We start from the raw sequence: 16,962 nt of genomic DNA on the forward strand, positions 1-16,962 counted from the left end.
TTTTATAAGGACATTCTTGGTCCGTAATTAGCTGGCTATAAGTAATTTCGTAGAAGACACTAATTTCTTTTGGATTACACGTACACCATAATAGATTCTGATGCTGTTTCCAATTTGCAGTTACATGCATTTTTGGATGAATATGGTGATTTTGAATGTATTAATACCACCACAAATCCCAATGATGGATTAAACGATATTTTAAAGTTTAGTCCAGATATCGTGTTTATCAACCTTAACCATGATTATGCATCCATATTTTTAATGGTCATGGAAATACACCAATACGTAAATGAACTACCTATACTTATTGGTATAGCTACTTCCAAGGATTATGCCTATGATGCTATAAAAAATGGCTTCTTTGATTATTGGCTTCAACCCTTTAATGAATTTGACATTAGAAAATCATTATTAAAGTTGAAAAAGAGGATGCCAAAGGAGAAAGCACCCGCAACCTTGTGCTTAAAATCATATAACGATTTTCAGTATTTGAACACTAATGATATCCTTTATTTAAAAGCCGACAATAATACTACAGAGTTTTTTATGAAGGACGGTACCGTAACCAATGCCTTCAAGACACTAAAAACCTTTGAAAATACGTTACCTAATAACTTTATACGTATTCACCAGAGTTATATCGTCAATACTGATTATGTTTCTAGGATAAATTTTGGAAAATCTATTTGCGCTTTAAAGACCGTCAACGAACAATTACCGTTCTCTAAAACGTATAGGGAAAATATGAACAACCTTAAGAAAGTATTGTCTAGAAATACACTAAGTTCCCTAAATTAACGAATTCTCTCAAAATCAGGTCATTTACTAGCAGATTCCACCTTTTCACTAAAGTGTGGAAAAACAAACTATTTAAGTGTTATATGGATATTACTTTGGCAGTATAATAAACCAAAAACCCCTAAAAACACACAAAATGAAAAAAGTAACGAGTATTTTAGCAGTAGCAGTAATGGCGTTAGGCATGGCAACTTTTGTAATTGAGAATAGTGCCAATGAATTTGATTTTTTAAATGATATTTCTAAAGCTTTGGCTTGTTCTGATTGTTCAGCTGAATTGCCTCCTAGAGGTGGACAGTCTGGCGTAAGCTAGTCAGCTACTATTACCATATAAAAAGTCTTCAACCTGCGGTTGAAGACTTTTTTTTTATACCTTGGTTTCAATAATATCCCTTAAACCTATTTCTTGCTTAAAAAATACCTGCATACAATTCTAATCTTAATCTCACTTCAAGCTTGTACCAACTCGGATATTAAATTGGACGATAACGTTCCATCTACTAACAATGATAGCATTAGTATTTGGATTAAGGAGGGTCAAAGTATCAAGAATAACAATGATAAGAAACTACAATTACTGCAAAAAGCGGTACAGTATGCCGACCAACAACCATTCGATACTGTAAAAGCCAAATACTATTCCCAATTATCCTTTAACCAAAGTTTTACCTTTGATAGTACACTCTTCCGTTTAATCAACAAAAAAGCAATACAACTAAATGAGAGAATCCAGGATTCTTTGTCCTTAGCCAATAGCTATTGGGATCTGGCTCTTTATTATGATAAATATGCCGTTCAGGATAGTGCATATTACGCATTTAACGAAGCTCAAAAAGTCTTTGAAAGACTCAATGAAATAGAATTATCTGGAAGGATACTGTTAGAAATGGCTAAAATTCAAATTGAAATAAAAGACTATATAGGAAGTGAATCAGCAATTATAAAAGCTATTGAACAATTTAAAAAAACGGACAATACACTTTTGCTTTACCACAGCTATAACTTATTAGGTATTTTATCAGGTGCTTTGGGTGAGTATGACAATTCTCTTTCTTACTATAATGAAGCATTGTATTATCTAAGTTTCTTAAATTTTAAAAATTACGAAGAAGCGCAAGTTATCAATAATATAGGGGTTCTATATAGAGATAAAAAAGAATACAAGAATGCAATTGAAAATTTTTTCAAAGTAATTACAACTAAAAACATATTACAGGACAAACCTAAGTTATATGCTATAGCGTTAAGCAATTTAGCAGCTTGCAAACTTTATAGCGAAGACACTTTAGGGGTAAAAAGCATTTTTAAGCGAGCAATTGACATTAAGACTAAAGAAGAACAAACTGCAAGCCTTGCCGGTTCTTATTTTAATTTTTCTGAATACTTAGTTTATTCTAAGGACACATTAGCAGCTATAACAAGTGCCAAAAAAGCGGAAACTCTTTCATTGGAAAGTGAAAACCTTGAAATCCTACTTCAAACTTGGTCACTATTGGCGACTTTAGACAAAAAAAATTCAATAGATTATTTTGAAAAATATATTCAATTAGACGATAGTTTACAAAAAGAAGAACGTAAACAACAAAACAAATTTGCACGTATCCGGTTTGAAACCGATGAATTTATTGCAGAAAATGTGGAGCTTGAAAGTGAAAAGAACATTCTTTCCAGACAACGCAGTATTTGGATTGCCATTGCAGGGGGGTTATTTTTATTAGGACTATCCATCTATATCATTATTACCCAACGTGCCAAAAACCAAAAACTTCGTTTTGACCAACAACAGCAGGCCAATAACCAGGAAATTTTTAACCTTATGCTTACCCAAAAACAAAAAGTTGACGAGGTTAAACGGTTGGAACAGAAAAGAATTTCAGAAGAGTTGCATGACGGCGTACTTGGCAAAATGCTGGGCGCTAGAATGATTTTGACCGGATTAAATAAACGTGTTACTGAAGAAGCCATTGCCGAAAAATCAAAGGCATTGGGCTCTCTCCAAGAAATTGAGAATGAGATTCGTTCAATTTCTCATGAACTGAGCCATACCGCTTACCAGAAGATCAACAACTTTACAGATTCTATAGAATCACTTTTAGATGCTGCTAAAAGAAATGTGGCCATTAATACTTTCTTTAAATTCAATGAAGATGAGGATTGGGATAGTTTGGACGGGGATATTAAGATCAATGCCTACAGAATTATCCAAGAAACGTTTCAAAATGCAATTAAACATGCCCAATGCAGCATATTTGAAATAACGTTTCTTAGAACGGATGATGAATTTAAGATAATTATGAGTGATAATGGGGTAGGTTTTAAAAATGTAAAAGGCAAAAAAGGTATAGGTATCAGAAATATTACTTCTAGGATCAATAAGCTAAACGGTGCATGGAACATAGAATCCGCAAAAGGTAAAGGAACCACAATTACGTTAAGGATACCCATTAAAAATAAATCAAATAATTTTATTGATAATAATAATACAAGGTTTGAAAACGTTTAGTAACTTACAATAGCATAGAATAACCATAATGGATTCAACAGTAAGGATTTTAGCGGTAGATGATCATGAAATGACGACTTTAGGATATAAATATATCTTGGAAGATTCTGATTTTAATGATTTTAACGTAAAAGTTGAAATCGCAAAAAGTTTTGAAAAAGGTAAGGCCAAGATTGAACTATCAAAAAGAGCCATTCCCTATGATATCATTCTATTGGACATCCAGCTTTTCTCAGTAGAATCCAAAGACCCCAGAACTGGTATTGACCTTGGTATTTTAGCAAGAGAAGAAGTACCTAAATCAAAAGTTGTATTTATGTCTTCATACAGTGACAATTACCGTATCAACAATATTTTTAAAAAAGTTAATCCGGACGGCTACATGGTAAAGTCAGAGATAGATGAACTTTCTTTAAAAAGTATGGTAGAGACAATTATGAAGAATTCATCTTATTATACTGCGAGTGCCTTGGCTGCCATAAGAAGAAGAATGTCCAGTGATATTGTAATCGATGATCAAGATCAAAAAATTCTTTATCATCTATCACAAGGAATCCATACCAGGGATATTGCCCCTTTGATCGGTTCTGCCAATACTACGGTCGAAGCTCGTAAAAGACAACTGAAAGCGTTATTTGATATAAAAAACGGCAACGATTTAGCACTAATCAACGAAGCCAAAAATCGTGGTTTTCTTTGAATATCAACTACTTGAATTAAGTAATTGATTTACAGGTGATTATGATTTATCATTATCATTTTATTATAATATCCTCCAAAATTATATGGTTTTCCTAGTTTTATAAAATTGAGGGGAAAAGTATCTTTATAGAAAGAATGCTATAAAAAATTGCTTATGCCTTTCAATTTTGAAAACTTTATCAACAATTCTAGATTAAAATTAGAATACAATAAAGAGATAATTGGCTTAGATGAATTTCTATCTACCCTAGAGTTTTATTACTTTTCTACAATAAAATTAAAGAGTAAGAGTATAACCTCTAACGGAATAAATCTGGTACTGGAATTTGATTGTAACTTGGATTTAATGGAATTATTTTCACATTTCAATACAGGTAGATGGGGCAATAACCATAAAAACGAAGCGCCTTTACAACACGGTTTGGAAGTACTTAATTTGAAAAACAAACATGTAATAGATATAGATGAGCTTACAATTTCGTTAAATGATACCAGTATTGTAATAAAGCGCATTTATGATAAAAGTATTCCTACTCAAATTAATGATATTTTAAAACAGATTGCGTGTAATTATGTCTTTATGACCAAGGGACTTACACAAAAACCTTATGAAATTTTTGTGCCCATTTTTGAAGAAAATTTGGAAAATTCAGAAATTTCAGATTCAGCCATAGATTTTGCCCCAAAATCTTATTTAGAATTCTGGGGCATTTATCTTGACAAGGATGATGAGGCCTCTATTTATGACGTAATGCGTAATACTTACGTTAGCGGAGACCTCGAGTTTCTAACAGAATAAATAGATTCATGACCTAGGCGTTGAAAATAGGCCTGGTATTCATCATTGCATTAACCTTGGACTTTACGGTTTTCAAGGTTTCTTCATCTTCTGGGTTGTTGATGACCTGATCAATTAAATCAACCACAACCCCCATATCCGCTTCTACTAGACCACGTGTGGTAATTGCTGCAGTACCAAATCTAATACCAGAAGTTACAAAAGGTGATTTATCGTCAAAAGGTACCATATTTTTATTTGCGGTAATATCTGCTTCTACCAATGCTTTTTCGGCATCTTTACCGGATATATTTTTATTTCGCAAATCGATCAACATCATGTGGTTATCCGTACCGCCAGAAATAATATGATAATTACGCTTTACAAATGCCTTGGCCATTGCATCGGCATTTTTCTTTACCTGCTCAATATATGTTGCATACTCACTTGTTAAAGCTTCACCGAAAGCAATAGCTTTACCAGCTATCACATGTTCTAACGGACCTCCTTGGTTGCCAGGAAAAACGGCCAAATCCAATAAAGTTGACATTTTTCTTAGCTTACCGTTTTTTAAGGTTATCCCAAACGGATTTTCAAAATCTTTTCCCATCAATATTAAACCTCCCCTTGGCCCTCGCAAAGTTTTGTGCGTTGTTGTAGTCACAATATGGCAATGCGGTATTGGATTGCTCAATAAACCTTTTGCAATTAAACCTGCAGGGTGAGATATATCTGCCAATAAAATAGCGTTCACACTATCCGCAATTTTTCTAAAACGGGCAAAATCCATGTCTCTACTATAAGCAGAAGCACCTGCAATTATCAACTTAGGTTGCTCTTTGGTAGCGATCTCTTGAATTTTATCATAATCCAATCTACCAGTCTCCTTATCCACCCCATAAAATACAGGCTTATACAATCTTCCCGAAAAGTTAACCGGAGATCCGTGGGTCAAATGCCCACCGTGCGATAAGTCAAAACCTAAAATTTTATCTCCTGGCTTTAAACATGCATGATAAACGGCAGCGTTTGCTTGCGAACCCGAATGTGGCTGCACATTGGCATATGCGGCACCAAATAGCTCTTTTGCACGATCAATGGCCAACTGTTCTACCTTATCCACAACTTCACAACCACCATAGTAACGCTTTCCAGGGTAGCCTTCTGCGTACTTATTTGTTAGAACGGAACCTTGGGCCTCCATTACTTGGGGACTGGTAAAATTTTCTGAAGCTATCAATTCAATTCCATTGATCTGACGTTGCTTTTCTTCTTCTATTAGATTAAAAATCGTAGTGTCGCGTTGCATGCTGTTCTTTCTTTTGAATAAGTTGCAAAAATACAAATAGACTATCTAATGAAATATAAAAAAGTTCAAAAGGGATTATTTTTTATTAAATAAAAGTTAATAACTATCTATGGTTTATCTGTTTTATTCCAACCATGTATGGATTTCATCGAAAATATACTATTAATCACCCCCATTCGTTATCTATTCAGCTATTTGTGGCACGGCTGTTGAAATAGCTCTATTGAATTCTAAAATTATCAGTCATGAAAAAATTTCTACTATTCAGTTTTATAGGAATACTCCTTTCATGTAGCGGAGTTAAAAAAACACAAGAAGCCCTAAATACAGGCAATTACCTTGGCGCAATCAACAAGGCACTTGTAAACATTGCAGAAAACAAGACCAAAAAAAGCAATCAGACCTATATTGTTCTTTTGGAAGAAGGTTTTAAAAAACATGCTGAGCGGGAATTACAGCATATAAAATTTTTAAAAAAAGATGGCAATCCTGCTAATTTTGAAGAGATATACAATACCTATAACAACCTAAAGGCTATCCAAGAGCGGATCAAACCGTTATTGCCGTTATATATTCAGGATGAAAACAGGAAGGCTCAATTTAGTTTTAAAAATTACGATGATAATATCATAGCTTCTAAATTGAATCTATCTGACTATTTATATGATAGGGCAAACAACCTAATAAACAACGCCACTTATAAATCTGATTATAGGACTGCTTACAATGAGCTGAATTATTTACAGCAACTTAATCCTAATTTTAAAGATGTAACTTTAAAAATAGATGAAGCTTACCAAAAAGGATTGGATTATGTTTTGGTAGAGATGAACAATAATACGGATATGGTTATTCCACGACGTTTAGAGGATGAACTCTTGAATTTAAATACTTACGGACTTAACAACCAGTGGACGGAATACCATACCAATGAAATTAAAAATAGGGTGTACGACTATTTAATGGAGCTATCTTTTGAAAATATAAATATTTCACCGGAACAGATAAGCGAAAAGCAAATAAGCAAGGAGAAGCAGATTAAGGATGGGTATACGTTTGTGGAGGATCGCAATGGCAATGTGGTATCGGACAGTTTAGGGAATAGCATTAAAATAGATAAGTTCAAGACGGTTCGTTGTGATTTTTATCAATTTACACAATTTAAGAGTGCGGAAGTTACTGGTGTTGTAAATTTTATAGATTTAAAAAAACAACAAAAAATAAATCAATACCCTTTGAGCAGCCAATTTGTTTTTGAGCATATATATGCCAACTATAGCGGTGACAAAAGAGCCTTGGACAATAATTTAACGGCATTGTTACAGCGTGCAAGAGTACCTTTTCCAAGCAATGAGCAAATGGTATATGATGCAGGGGAAGACTTAAAGAACAACCTCAAAAATATTCTGAACAGACAAAGTTTTAACTAAAAAAAAGCCCCAAATTTCTGGGGCTTTTTTTTATACATATTCTTCTAAGTCTACATCTGAAATTGCACCATGGGAATTATGGTAGACCACTACCCCATTTTTAATGATGAGCATCTGGGGCGATTGATGCATAACGTTAAACGTAGCGGCAATTGCATTGGACACCTCTCTATAGGCAAGTAAGTCTAAAAAATGAAAATCCATTTGCCCTTCATCCAGCTTATAATTGCCCTTGAACATATTCAGGACCATTCTACTGATACCACATGTGGTAGAATGTTTAAAAATTACTTGTGGCCTTGCGGCGGATGCTTGCTTTATTTCTTCTAATTGGGCAACCATGGTCAAATCTTGCCAAGGAATTGATTTACTATTTTGCTCTCCTTTGTTTTTTGCCCCTCCAAAAATTCCACTAAATATTCCCATAAATTATCTTCGGTTTAATGTTCTTGATACACATTGAACCTGACTATTTGTCTGTTATTTTTTATTAAATCAAGCCATTTTGTCTTACCTTATTACTTGGTAAGATTATTGAACATCACACCTCAAAAGTATTACAATTAACTAAAAATACAGATAATGAACATAAATAATTTTACTATAAAATCCCAAGAGGCTATACAGCATGCCCAACAGATTGCACACAATTTGGGGCATCAACAAATAGAGAATGAACATTTATTCAAGGCCTTAACAGAGGTTGAGGAAAATGTTATGCCCTTTTTACTTAAAAAATTAGGGGTAAATTTTACATTGGTACAACAGATATTGGATAAAGAGCTACAGAGTTTTCCTAAAGTAACGGGTGGTGACATTCAGTTTTCAAGAGAAGCAGGCAAATCGCTCAATGAAGCCAGTGCCATTGCAAAGGAAATGGGAGATGAATTCGTTTCCATTGAACATTTGTTTATATCCATTTTACGCTCTAAAAGCAAAATTGCCCAAATATTAAAAGACCAAGGTGTTGCGGAAAAACAATTGAATACCGCAATTGCAGAATTAAGAAATGGTGATAAAGTCACCTCGCAAAGTGCTGAGGATAATTACAATTCATTACAGAAATATGCAAAAAACCTAAATCAACTTGCAGATAGTGGTAAATTGGACCCAGTTATTGGTAGGGATGAGGAGATTCGTAGAATTTTACAAATCCTATCTAGGCGCACCAAGAACAATCCAATTTTAGTAGGCGAACCTGGTGTGGGTAAAACAGCCATTGTAGAAGGTTTGGCGCATAGAATTATTCAAGGGGATATACCGGAAAACCTCAAGGAAAAAGTTATCTATTCCTTGGATATGGGCGCCTTGATTGCAGGAGCTAAATATAAAGGTGAATTTGAAGAGCGCCTTAAAGCGGTTATTAAGGAAGTAGTTAGTGCAGATGGCAACATTATCCTATTCATAGATGAAATACATACTTTGGTAGGTGCCGGTGGCGGCCAAGGTGCCATGGATGCGGCCAATATTCTAAAGCCGGCCTTGGCACGTGGTGAATTAAGGGCAATTGGGGCTACCACATTAGATGAATATCAAAAGTACTTTGAACAGGACAAGGCTCTTGAACGAAGGTTTCAAAAAGTTGTCGTAGACCAACCTGATACTGAAAGCGCAATTTCCATCTTACGGGGTATCAAGGAAAAATATGAGGCCCACCATAAGGTCCGTATAAAGGACGAGGCCGTCATTGCTGCCGTTGAACTTTCCCAACGTTATATTTCCAATAGGTTCTTACCGGATAAAGCTATTGACTTAATGGATGAAGCAGCATCCAAGTTACGAATGGAAATTAATTCCAAACCAGAGGAATTGGATGTGCTTGACCGTAAAATCATGCAATTAGAAATTGAAATTGAAGCCATAAAGCGTGAAAACGATAAACAAAAGCTAAAGGTCTTAAATTTAGACTTAGCCAATGTTAAGGAAGAACGTAATGAAATATTTGCTCAATGGGAAAGTGAAAAAACAGTTGTGGACAATATTCAACAAACAAAGTTGGACATTGAAAACTACAAGGCAGAAGCCGAGCGTGCAGAACGTAACGGGGATTATGGTACGGTTGCCGAAATTAGATATGGCAAGATTAAAGAGGCACAGGAAAAACTTACCAAGTTGCAAGATGACCTCAATGCGCAACAAAATTCGGGAACACTTATTAAAGAAGAGGTTACCAGTGAGGATATTGCAGAGGTAATTGCCAAATGGACTGGAATTCCGGTTACCAAGATGCTACAGAGTGAACGTGAAAAATTGCTGAAATTAGAAAAGGTATTGCACAAACGTGTGGTTGGCCAAGAGGAGGCTATTGAGGCCGTTTCAGATGCCATACGAAGAAGTAGGGCCGGCTTGCAAGATGCCAAGAAACCAATTGGATCGTTCTTATTCTTAGGCACTACAGGTGTTGGTAAGACTGAATTGGCCAAAACATTGGCAGCATATCTGTTTGATGATGAAAACGCAATGACCCGAATAGATATGAGCGAATATCAAGAACGCCATTCGGTTAGTAGATTAGTAGGCGCCCCTCCAGGATATGTGGGGTATGATGAAGGAGGCCAATTGACAGAAGCGGTCAGAAGAAGACCATATTCAGTAGTACTTTTGGATGAAATTGAAAAAGCCCATCCAGATACGTTCAATATTCTTTTACAAGTATTGGATGAAGGTAGGTTAACCGATAATAAAGGTAGGGTTGCAGATTTTAAAAACACTATTATAATCATGACAAGTAACATGGGTAGTGCAATCATTCAAGAGAAATTTGAAAATACAGATGATATCTATAGTGCAACTGAAGCGGCTAGGATTGAAGTTCTTGGTCTACTGAAAAAAACGATTAGACCTGAATTTATCAATAGGATAGACGATATTGTAATGTTTACGCCTTTGACCAAAGATAACATTGAGGAAATTGTAAAGTTGCAGTTAGAAAATTTGAAGAAGATGTTGGATAAGCAACAAATTACTTTGGATGCTACCCAGGAAGCTATAGAATATTTGGCAAACAAGGGATATGATCCACAATTTGGAGCACGGCCCGTCAAAAGAACGATACAGCGGGAAGTGTTGAACAATCTTTCCAAATCGTTGTTAGGCGGTGAAATCAAATCTGATAGTGTAGTACTGTTAGATGCTTTTGACAACAGCCTTGTATTTAGAAATCAAGAGGATATTACCGTATAATTTTATAAATTGATAATTAAGCGTCCATATAAATAATATGGACGCTTTTTTTTATCAACAATATATACCATACAGTATAGATTTTTTATATTCGCATAAAACCGTCGAATATGTCTACCAAAGCCGAAAGAACGACCGCCTATATTATTGAGACAGTCGCACCAGTGTTCAACAAGCACGGTTATATTGGCACCAGTATGAGCGATTTGACCGAAGCCACCAATTTAACCAAAGGAGCGTTATATGGCAATTTCGAAAATAAGGAGGCGTTGGCCCTATCTGCCTTTGAATATAACCGCACTTTGTTATTAAACGCGATAGATGAACAACTGGCCATTGAGGGCACCGCAATGGAGAAAATCGGTAACTTAATCGCTTTTTATAAAAAATATGATGTATTTACCCTTACTATGGGTGGCTGCCCCATTCTTAATGTGGGTATAGATGCACAACATAATAACCGGTTACTGGCTTCCGCTACAAAGGAAACCATTAAGGACATTGAGGGTAAAATTGCATTGGTCCTTGAAAACGGGGTAAATAAGGGCGAATTTAAACTTCCTGTTACGCCCTTACAGTTTGCAAAGCAATTATTTACCATTATACAAGGCTCTATTGCAATGGCAACCTTGACCAAGGATAGAAAATATTTATTGAATACGGTTACCTACTTGGAAGTGCTCATTAGGAGAGAACTTAAATAAAACTTAATACCCTTTTATAAAAAAAGGGCATCCTTTCACAATAGATAAAAGCAATACTGGGTATAGGTATTATACCCCATAACTATTTACCCGTAACCCTAAATATCCATAACTTTTCAGTATAACGGCCATTTAACTTTGAATCTCTAGCCTGTCTGGCTTCTTTTATTGTGTTATACTTTCCTAAATATACATAATTGTACTTATTCAATGAACGGTAAAAAGATTTAGGATTTAAGCCTTTTTTACCCATATCCGCCATAAAGGCATCTAAATACTTCTTGGTTCCAAATACATTAGCTATTAAATAATAACCTGGGGTCAAAGAGCCTTCTTTTTCCACTTCTTCATACTTCTCTCCTGCCCTTGGCTGTACCACTTCATTACGTGCGGCCAATTGCTCCGCTTCGGCAATAGCGGCATTTGCCTTTGCTATTGAATTTTGCTTTTGCTGCTGCAACGCCGCTAAGGCCTCTTCCTTTTGTCTTATATCCAATGCTATGGAATCCTGCTTCCTTTTTTGATCCAACGCCCTTGCTTCGGCTAGTGCTTGTGCTGCTTTGGCTTCTGCAATGGAATCACGCATTTTTCGTAAATCTCTTTTGGAAATCTTTTCCTCAGCTTCAGCCAATCGTGTAGATTCCGATATGGAATCCTGTATTCTTTGGGCCTGCAACTTTTCCAAACGGTCTTGCTTTTTGGCCTCTCTTTTAACGGCAAGCTTTTCTGCCCTAGTCAATTCATCCTTAACCAGTTCTTCTTTTTCCTTTTGGGCCGCTATCAACTCTTCTTCAAGTTGATCCTCCGTAGATTGTAATTTGCCCAATTTATAAGACGTTACCAATTCAAAGGATGGGTCCTGACCTTTCAGGTCGTTATTGGTACCTACTTCAACAAGAGCACCTATGGACAATCGTTTAAAAAACCTGCCACCTACTCCACCAGATATACCATAAAAACTATTATAACCTCCTTGCACCCAATATTTGTTAGTGGTCAACAACGCTTGTAGCCCCAATTGATTATCCACGCCCGGTACGGTTTTATAATATAAGGAAGGTCTTAGAACTGAATTATTATCCCCATTTAAAATTGAAATGGGAATATCGTAACTGGCCAACGCAAAAAACATTCGGTCACCCGGGTCGGAGTTACGTTCATTTGTGCTAAAGTTATAGTCAAACAAATTTTCGGACATTAAACCTATATTGAATTTATCGACCCTTAAATTTATACCTGGCGCCATTTGAATAATAAAATCATTGCTAATGGTGGCCTGAATTGGATTGGGCACAAAAAAGCGTTGATCGGCCAATTTTTGCTGAAATGCAAAAAGGTTAAGTCCAACACCCAGAAATACATCCTCATTCAATTGAATGTTGTACGCATAGTTCAATGCTGCGCCCGTATTTAAATAAATACCGGTATTATGTTGAAAAAAACCCACACCTGCTGCGGAGACTTCATTGATATTGGCCGTATAGTTTATAAATAATGATGTAGGATCGGCATCATACGTTTGCCATTGCCATCTGGCCCACATGGCAATGGAAGACGGATTGTTGCGCCCTAAGCTATATGCCGGATTTAATAAGCTACTATTATATTCAGTAAGGTTTTGTTGTCTAAAATCAGTAGGCAGTACGACATCCTGCGCCCTTAAGCCTAAAACTACAAAACCAATAAGAAGTGCCCCACAGAATTTTTTCATATGCAAAAAAACAAAAAATAGACTATTTATAGTACTATTTTAAACTAATTTTAGTTATTAAATTAATCCAATAAATTTAATTTTATGAAAGTTGTAAAATTTGCGCTTCTTATACTGCTAACCTTTACACTATCCTGCAAGGAAGAACCAGCAAAAGATAAACCAAACGAAGAAATTACGGTTTCAACTTTTTACTTGATTAGACATGCGGAAAAAATAAGAAGTAACCCAGATGATGCGGATCCAGAATTAAACCAAAAGGGTTTGGGTAGGGCAATGCATTGGGCAGAAATATTTAATGACGTAGAGTTGGATGCCATTTACTCTACCAATTATAACAGAACATCCATGACTGCTGCTCCCACATCGGTCAAAAAAAATATTGACGTTCAATATTACGACCCTAGAATCCTTGACATTGAACAATTTAAGGCAGATAACCTCAATAAAAATGTTCTTATCGTAGGCCATAGCAATACCACCCCGGAGTTTGTCAATTTATTGATTGAGGAAGATAAATTTACAGATATCGATGATAGTGAAAACGGTACTTTGTTTATCGTTCAAATTGTCAATGATATACCCACCGTAACCAAACTTTTGTTTAACTGTAATTGCCCTGACTAAGTAATGGCCAATACGTTAAAACGCCACTTAATCAAATAATGACAATTTTCCCTCACTTTCATACAATTGTGCTTATTTTTGCTTTTAATGCAAAAGAATATTAACATTAAGAACAAAAGAGCTCGGTTTGAATATGAGCTTCTGGATAAATATACAACGGGAATAGTTTTGGCCGGTACCGAAATAAAATCTATTCGTGAAGGTCGTGCCTCCATTTCCGAGAGTTTCTGTGAATTTAACGACAAGGGAGAATTATTTGTCATTAATATGCAAATAGATGAATATTCCCATGCGTCTCATTTTAATCATAAACCCAAAGCTGAACGTAAATTACTCTTACAAAAAAGAGAGCTTAAAAAATTGAGCAAAGAGGTAAAAACATCAGGACTTACAATTGTCCCCTTAAACCTTTTCATAAACGAAAGAGGATTGGCCAAGCTACAAATAGCATTGGCAAAAGGTAAAAAATTATACGACAAAAGAGAAGTACTTAAAGACCGCGACAACAAACGTAACCTTGATCGTGTAAAAAAGAACTTTAATAATTAGTTCTTAAATAATTAGTTCTTATTTTCAAGTAAGGGCACAAACTTAAAAGAACCGTATTCTGTTTTGGAAAATTCTTTTTCGGTCGCTCTTACGAACAAGGTCATAATTTGTTCCTCAAATCCAATTGGTATGACCAATCTACCCCCTACCTTTAGCTGAGACAACAGAGCCTTTGGTACTTCTGGAGCACCTGCTGTTACTATTATACGATCAAACGGTGCATTTTCAGGAAGCCCCTTGTATCCATCCCCAAATATGATTTTTTTAGGGCGATATCCCATTTTTTTAAAGAATAAGTTGGTTTTCTTGAAAAGTTCCAATTGACGTTCTATGGTATAAACCTTTACCTTAAGGTTCAATAATATTGCGGTTTGATATCCGCTACCCGTACCTATTTCCAACACTTTGTGCCCTTCTGCCAATTGCAATAATTCAGTTTGAAATGCAACGGTGTAAGGATGTGAAATGGTTTGGTTCGCAGCAATAGGAAAAGCTTTGTTCTGGTAGGCATGCCCTTCAAAACTGCTATCCATAAATAAATGTCTAGGAATTTCTCTTACGGCGTCAAGAACTTTATTGTCCGTAATTCCCTTATCAATCAATAGTTGCGCTAAATGATTGCGCATTCCCCTGTGTTTTAAGGTATCTCTCAATGGTAGTTGGTTTGGAAACCAAAGTTAGCAAAGTTCTTTCAACCAACGAAGACCCTGTTCAAAACTTAAGTTCAAATTCATAAAAATTGAATTTCCTCATGGGATAAAACTACACAACTATGCGTATTTTTGAGAAAAAAGAAACAAATGTTAAAAGTTGGTGTTTTAGGAGCCGGGCATCTTGGAAAGATACACCTTAGATTGCTTAAAGAATCTCCAAAATATGATTTAATTGGGTTTTATGATGCGGATATTATTAATGGCAATAAAGTAAGTGCAGAATTTGGTTATACTTATTTTGATAACATTAATGAGCTTATTGCTGCAGTAGATGTAGTAGATATTGTTACTCCCACCCTTTCTCATTTTGAATGTGCCAAAAAATCAATAGAACAGGGGAAACATATTTTTATTGAAAAACCAATTACCCATACCCTACAAGAGGCACAATCTTTATTGGATTTGGAAAAGAAATTCGGCGTGAAAGGCCAGGTAGGACATGTAGAGCGCTTTAACCCTGCCTTTACATCTATAAAAGATACGATCAAAGAACCTATGTTCATTGAGAGTCATCGTTTGGCGGAATTTAATCCAAGAGGTACGGACGTACCCGTGGTGCTAGACTTAATGATTCATGACATTGATGCCATTCTCAGTGTGGTAAATTCTAAAGTTAAACAGATAAACGCTAGTGGTGTATCGGTGATAAGTCAATCCCCAGATATTGCAAATGCGCGCATTGAATTTGAAAATGGTTGTGTAGCCAATTTAACGGCCAGTAGAATATCGCTGAAAAATATGAGAAAATCAAGGTTCTTCCAAAAAGATGCGTATATCTCGGTAGATTTCTTGGAGAAAAAGGTTGAGGTAGTAAAAATGAAGGATGCTCCCAAGGAAGCTGGTGATTTTGATATGATTCTACAAAATGCTGAAGGCATCAAAAAACAAATATATTTTGAAAACCCCTCTATTGCTTCCAATAATGCCATACTAGATGAATTGGAATCTTTTGCAGATGCCATAAATAATGATACTACACCGGTAGTAAGTTTACGACAAGGTACACAGGCCCTAGAAGTGGCCTTACAAATTATTTCATCATTTAATACTACATCTATATGAAAACAATTGCCGTAATTGGTGCCGGTACCATGGGTAATGGTATTGCCCATGTTTTTGCACAATGCAACTATAATGTACATTTAATAGATGTATCACAAACGGCCTTGGATAATGGTATAGCCACCATAATCAAAAATTTGGACCGTATGCTGGCAAAGGAAAAAATAACTAAGACCGACAAGGAAAATACGCTATCCAATATCAAATGTTTTACAACTTTGGAAGAAGGGGTTGTCGGTACCGACCTTGTCATAGAGGCCGCAACTGAAAATGTAGAGGTTAAATTGGGTATATTTAAAAAACTAAATACCCTTTGCGATCCGGAAACTATTTTGGCATCCAATACCTCCTCAATTTCCATAACCCAAATTGCCGCAGCCACCACTAGACCACAAAAGGTAATTGGCATGCACTTTATGAATCCGGTACCTATTATGTCGCTAGTAGAGATCATAAACGGTTATAGCACATCAAAGGACACTACCGATCTCATTATGGACCTTTCCAAGAAATTAGGTAAAACACCCACAAAGGTAAATGACTACCCTGGTTTTGTAGCCAATAGGATTTTAATGCCCATGATCAATGAAGCCATAGAGACTTTACACCATGGTGTTGCCGGTGTTCAAGAAATTGATACGGTTATGAAATTAGGAATGGCACATCCTATGGGACCTTTGCAATTAGCGGATTTTATTGGTTTAGATGTTTGCCTATCCATATTAAATGTTATGTATGATGGTTTTAAAAATCCAAAATATGCACCTTCTCCCCTATTAATCAACATGGTCATGGCTGGGAAACTAGGAATTAAATCCGGAGAAGGTTTTTACGATTATTCCAAAAGTAAAAAGGCGGAAATTGTCGCTAACCAATTTATAATTTAAAAC

Annotated in this window: 16 protein-coding genes; 12 read left to right on the forward strand and 4 right to left on the reverse strand. The window is 35.7% G+C overall.

The genetic code is table 11. The annotated features are described in order from the left end of the window. The first annotated feature begins 69 nt into the window (after window positions 1-69). From Q2T41_RS00920 to Q2T41_RS00940, 5 genes are all read left to right on the forward strand, one after another. The gene (locus Q2T41_RS00920; RefSeq protein WP_304434331.1) at window positions 70-801 is read left to right on the forward strand and encodes a LytR/AlgR family response regulator transcription factor; all 732 of its coding nucleotides are present in this window, start codon (window positions 70-72) and stop codon (window positions 799-801) included. A gap of 136 nt (window positions 802-937) precedes the next feature. Further along, on the forward strand, window positions 938-1,114 hold the full coding sequence (locus tag Q2T41_RS00925; RefSeq protein WP_186435518.1) for a hypothetical protein: 177 nt from the start codon (window positions 938-940) through the stop codon (window positions 1,112-1,114). Between the two features lie 93 nt (window positions 1,115-1,207). Further along, window positions 1,208-3,304: a tetratricopeptide repeat-containing sensor histidine kinase gene (locus tag Q2T41_RS00930; RefSeq protein WP_304434334.1), complete on the forward strand. Its 2,097-nt coding sequence runs from the start codon at window positions 1,208-1,210 to the stop codon at window positions 3,302-3,304. 28 nt (window positions 3,305-3,332) lie between these two features. Beyond that, window positions 3,333-4,004 carry a response regulator gene (locus tag Q2T41_RS00935; RefSeq protein WP_089260226.1) on the forward strand — a complete coding sequence of 224 codons (672 nt, stop codon included), beginning with the start codon at window positions 3,333-3,335 and terminating at the stop codon, window positions 4,002-4,004. Window positions 4,005-4,160: 156 nt separating this feature from the next. Beyond that, window positions 4,161-4,805: a hypothetical protein gene (locus Q2T41_RS00940; RefSeq protein WP_304434336.1), complete on the forward strand. Its 645-nt coding sequence runs from the start codon at window positions 4,161-4,163 to the stop codon at window positions 4,803-4,805. Between the two features lie 13 nt (window positions 4,806-4,818). Here Q2T41_RS00940 and glyA read toward each other — a convergent pair whose 3' ends face one another. Further along, window positions 4,819-6,093, reverse strand: a complete 1,275-nt coding sequence (gene glyA, locus Q2T41_RS00945; RefSeq protein ID WP_304434338.1) for a serine hydroxymethyltransferase — start codon at window positions 6,091-6,093, stop codon at window positions 4,819-4,821. 245 nt (window positions 6,094-6,338) lie between these two features. Here glyA and Q2T41_RS00950 point away from each other — a divergent pair, with 245 nt between their 5' ends. Then, window positions 6,339-7,523, forward strand: a complete 1,185-nt coding sequence (locus Q2T41_RS00950) for a hypothetical protein (protein WP_304434340.1) — start codon at window positions 6,339-6,341, stop codon at window positions 7,521-7,523. 30 nt (window positions 7,524-7,553) lie between these two features. Here Q2T41_RS00950 and ytxJ read toward each other — a convergent pair whose 3' ends face one another. Continuing rightward, on the reverse strand, window positions 7,554-7,949 hold the full coding sequence (ytxJ, locus tag Q2T41_RS00955) for a bacillithiol system redox-active protein YtxJ (protein WP_304434342.1): 396 nt from the start codon (window positions 7,947-7,949) through the stop codon (window positions 7,554-7,556). Window positions 7,950-8,105: 156 nt separating this feature from the next. Between ytxJ and clpB the strand changes: the two genes are divergently transcribed. Next, window positions 8,106-10,706 carry an ATP-dependent chaperone ClpB gene (gene clpB / locus Q2T41_RS00960; RefSeq protein WP_304434344.1) on the forward strand — a complete coding sequence of 867 codons (2,601 nt, stop codon included), beginning with the start codon at window positions 8,106-8,108 and terminating at the stop codon, window positions 10,704-10,706. 110 nt (window positions 10,707-10,816) lie between these two features. After that, the gene (locus tag Q2T41_RS00965) at window positions 10,817-11,410 is read left to right on the forward strand and encodes a TetR/AcrR family transcriptional regulator (RefSeq protein ID WP_089260220.1); all 594 of its coding nucleotides are present in this window, start codon (window positions 10,817-10,819) and stop codon (window positions 11,408-11,410) included. Window positions 11,411-11,492: 82 nt separating this feature from the next. Here Q2T41_RS00965 and Q2T41_RS00970 read toward each other — a convergent pair whose 3' ends face one another. Then, the gene (locus tag Q2T41_RS00970; protein ID WP_304434346.1) at window positions 11,493-13,121 is read right to left on the reverse strand and encodes a PorP/SprF family type IX secretion system membrane protein; all 1,629 of its coding nucleotides are present in this window, start codon (window positions 13,119-13,121) and stop codon (window positions 11,493-11,495) included. A gap of 84 nt (window positions 13,122-13,205) precedes the next feature. Here Q2T41_RS00970 and Q2T41_RS00975 point away from each other — a divergent pair, with 84 nt between their 5' ends. Beyond that, complete coding sequence (locus tag Q2T41_RS00975) at window positions 13,206-13,748, forward strand: SixA phosphatase family protein (RefSeq protein ID WP_304434347.1); 543 nt, start codon at window positions 13,206-13,208, stop codon at window positions 13,746-13,748. Between the two features lie 87 nt (window positions 13,749-13,835). Beyond that, window positions 13,836-14,297 carry an SsrA-binding protein SmpB gene (gene smpB, locus Q2T41_RS00980; RefSeq protein ID WP_089260217.1) on the forward strand — a complete coding sequence of 154 codons (462 nt, stop codon included), beginning with the start codon at window positions 13,836-13,838 and terminating at the stop codon, window positions 14,295-14,297. 11 nt (window positions 14,298-14,308) lie between these two features. Here the strand turns inward: smpB and Q2T41_RS00985 are convergent, their stop codons facing one another. Beyond that, on the reverse strand, window positions 14,309-14,950 hold the full coding sequence (locus tag Q2T41_RS00985; protein ID WP_304434350.1) for a protein-L-isoaspartate(D-aspartate) O-methyltransferase: 642 nt from the start codon (window positions 14,948-14,950) through the stop codon (window positions 14,309-14,311). A gap of 147 nt (window positions 14,951-15,097) precedes the next feature. Between Q2T41_RS00985 and Q2T41_RS00990 the strand changes: the two genes are divergently transcribed. Both Q2T41_RS00990 and Q2T41_RS00995 read left to right on the forward strand, forming a co-directional pair. Continuing rightward, window positions 15,098-16,072, forward strand: coding sequence for a Gfo/Idh/MocA family protein (locus Q2T41_RS00990; RefSeq protein WP_304434352.1), 975 nt, complete (start codon window positions 15,098-15,100; stop codon window positions 16,070-16,072). Beyond that, window positions 16,069-16,959: a 3-hydroxyacyl-CoA dehydrogenase family protein gene (locus tag Q2T41_RS00995; protein ID WP_304434354.1), complete on the forward strand. Its 891-nt coding sequence runs from the start codon at window positions 16,069-16,071 to the stop codon at window positions 16,957-16,959. Before Q2T41_RS00990 ends, Q2T41_RS00995 begins: the two co-directional genes overlap by 4 nt. The last annotated feature ends 3 nt before the right edge of the window (window positions 16,960-16,962 follow it).

The sequence above is a fragment of the Maribacter confluentis genome, from assembly GCF_030505015.1.
In the GTDB taxonomy this organism is placed as follows: domain Bacteria; phylum Bacteroidota; class Bacteroidia; order Flavobacteriales; family Flavobacteriaceae; genus Maribacter; species Maribacter sedimenticola.